Below are 1,119 nucleotides of genomic sequence, written 5' to 3' on the forward strand. Positions count from 1 at the left end.
ATCTCCAAGACGGACAGCCTGATCGAGGACGCGCAGCGCGACTGGAGCGCGCTCGGACAGGAAAAGCTGCTGATCACGCCCCTGTCCCGCTTCCGGCAGGGCAGGCCGATCCCACTGCGCGAGGGCATTCTCTTCACCACCTTCGCCACCCTGCGTACCGACGAGCGCGAGGGCAAATGCTCCCGCGTCCGGCAGATCGTCGACTGGCTTTGCGGCGCCGATGAGCATGGGACAACCCGGGCCGACGAGGCGAGCGTCTTCGACGGCGTCATCCTCTTCGACGAGGGCCACGCGATGATCAATGCCGCCGGCGGCAAGAGCGAGCGCGGCGTCACGGCGCCCTCGCAGCAAGGCAGGGCGGGCCTTCGCCTGCAGCGCGCCCTGCCTGACGCCCGCGTCGTCTATCTCTCGGCAACCGGCGCTGCCGAGGTGGAATCCCTCGGCTATGCCGAGCGCCTCGGCCTCTGGGGCAGCGCCGATTTTCCTTTCCCGACGCGGTCGGAGTTCATCACGGCCATCGAGGACGGCGGCGTCGCCGCCATGGAAATGCTCGCCCGCGACCTCAAGGCGATGGGCCTCTACGCCTCGCGCTCGCTGTCCTTCGAGGGCGTCGAATACGACATCCTCGAGCACGAGCTGACCGAGGAACAGGTGCGCCTCTACGATTCCTATGCCGCTGCGTTCCAGGTCATCCACAACCATCTCGACGCCGCCATGGAAGCGGCCGGGATCACCAGCACGGACGGCACGCGCAACAAGCAGGCCAAGGCCGCGGCGCGTTCCGCCTTCGAAAGCTCGAAGCAGCGTTTCTTCAATCATCTTCTGACGTCGATGAAGACGCCGGCGCTGATCGCCGCGACGAACAAGGATCTTGAGGACGGGCACGCCGCCGTGATCCAGATCGTTTCGACTGGTGCCGCGCTCACCGAGCGCAGGCTGGCGCAGATCGCGACCGAGGAATGGAACGATATTCAGGTGGATGTGACCCCCAGGGAATACGTCATCGACTACCTGTTGCATTCCTTCCCGGTCCAACTCTTCGAGGAATATTCCGACGACAACGAAAATGTCCTCTCCCGGCCGGTCTACGACGCGGAGGGCAATCCGGTGATCTGCCGA

The 1,119-nt window shown here is 65.1% G+C and carries 1 protein-coding gene; it reads left to right on the top strand.

What is annotated here, in order from left to right; genetic code table 11:
• The coding region (locus ACODTY_RS24050; RefSeq protein WP_488996691.1) for a strawberry notch family protein at window positions 1–1,119 on the top strand (1,119 nt) is incomplete at both ends.

Source organism: Mesorhizobium sp. FG116, from assembly GCF_057809835.1.